This window comes from Xenorhabdus santafensis (assembly GCF_033949405.1).
Lineage (GTDB): Bacteria > Pseudomonadota > Gammaproteobacteria > Enterobacterales > Enterobacteriaceae > Xenorhabdus > Xenorhabdus santafensis.
The window spans coordinates 1-926 of record NZ_VCDN01000288.1 but is presented as its reverse complement, the minus strand read 5'-3'; the positions used below and the strand labels follow the sequence as shown (position 1 = coordinate 926).

Genomic DNA, 926 nt, shown 5'->3' with positions numbered 1-926 from the left:
AATGGAATCTATTAAAAATTGGTTCGGTGGAATTTGGCCTATCGTTGCTTTTAGTATTGCTATTCCCTTAACGTTTATTGTTGCGTTTAACACGAAGAAGTTATTTTTAAGGTAGGTGCTTAGTTTGATACAACCAGTTACATCTAAGGACTTGATACAATTTCTCCAGTATGCATTTCATGCTGGGGAAAACGTATTATTTCTAGCGTTTGTATTAATGATTACATTCTCTGTTGCTATAAGCATTAGAAGGATTATGGTGGGTTATAAGCAATCATGATGGAGAAGTTTGTTAAGTTCTTAAAAGGTGGATTTGAAGCGGTTATAAAGTCGTTAAAAACGTTTATTGATTTTTTAGCTACACCATTTCAATATCTATTGGATTTTTTAAAAGGAATCTTTTATTTCATAGAAAAGCTGTTTCAAGTTGTAGTAGCAATTATAAAATTATTCGTTGCCTTGTTTCAGTTTTTAGGTGCTGTAATAGCGGGATTCTTTAAAACTTTATTTCTATGGGTACAACCTAATTTTGATGGTGGGAATGTATCGTTTCCTAGTGCATCAATGAAAGGTTTTAAAGTAGCTACTGATATATTACTTCCCACTGGATTACTTACAGTTATTCCGGCTGTGGTCACATGTTTTATTTGGTACTTGTTTGTTAAAAAGCTCATGGATCTATTCAGAGGTGGTCATCATTAATGAATGCGTTAATTGATACAATATTTAATCCTGTTCTTGGTTGGCTTGCACAAATGGCAAAGTATTTAAGTGATTTAAGCGTACCGGCAAGTCGTCCTTTGCGAATTAGTGATTACCTTGGAGTGTTTGCTTATCTATACGGTTGGACAACCGTTATAACGACGTTATTTGCTTTAGTTTTCGTATATTTTGTTTGCTATATCATCATGACTTACAGTAGTTTA

The 926-nt window shown here is 33.4% G+C and carries 2 protein-coding genes; both read left to right on the top strand.

Annotated elements, in window-relative coordinates; genetic code table 11:
- The first annotated feature begins 276 nt into the window (after nt 1-276).
- Entirely contained in the window at nt 277-702 is a 426-nt protein-coding gene (locus tag FE392_RS22535; protein WP_000970219.1) for a hypothetical protein, read from the top strand.
- Nucleotides 702-926 (top strand): hypothetical protein (locus FE392_RS22530; RefSeq protein WP_319931912.1); only part of this gene is annotated, 225 nt, incomplete at its 3' end. The genes FE392_RS22535 and FE392_RS22530, both read left to right, overlap by 1 nt.